Source organism: Legionella yabuuchiae, from assembly GCF_900640115.1.
Taxonomy (GTDB): Bacteria; Pseudomonadota; Gammaproteobacteria; order Legionellales; family Legionellaceae; genus Legionella_A; species Legionella_A yabuuchiae.
In genome coordinates this window covers 1-439 of sequence record NZ_CAAAIW010000082.1, presented here as the reverse complement: position 1 = coordinate 439, position 439 = coordinate 1, and the positions used below count along the sequence as shown (strand labels likewise).

The window sequence follows — 439 nt, the reverse complement described above, 5'->3', positions numbered from 1 at the left end:
GTACTCGCGGTTTTGGTACCAAAGCTGCTAATCTTGCTATAAAATCCAGCGGCTCAAATACCACATGGGTGGTTCCATTTTTATAGGGCGTCTTCACTTTGAACCTGCCCTAATATGACGGACACCCTGCTAAGAGAGTAAAATCTAAAGCAGAGGTGAAAAATGAACAATAATAAATCAGAACAAAAAGTAGTCAGAAAGAAATATAGTCCTCAGTTTAAGGATCTAGCACTTGAGCGAATAGCCAAAGAAGGTGTTCCCCAAGTGGCTAAAGATCTTGGTCTAGCAGAATCTCTTTTATATTCATGGAAAGCTCAACGGAATAAAGGTGGTGATTCCATCGAGAATCAAAAGCTACAACAAGCTGAAATGGCTCGGTTAAAGCGGGAAAATGCAAGGCTTGCGGAAGAGAATGCATTTCTAAAAAAGGCGGCCGCGT

General features: G+C 41.7%; 1 protein-coding gene and 1 pseudogene. One reads left to right on the top strand and one right to left on the bottom strand.

The window, feature by feature from the left end:
* Positions 1-106 (bottom strand): annotated as a pseudogene (locus E1O47_RS12155) (transposase); the annotation flags it as partial.
* A 56-nt stretch (positions 107-162) separates the two neighbouring features.
* Here E1O47_RS12155 and E1O47_RS12150 point away from each other — a divergent pair.
* On the top strand, positions 163-439 hold a 277-nt coding region (locus tag E1O47_RS12150; RefSeq protein ID WP_165475130.1), incomplete at its 3' end, for a transposase.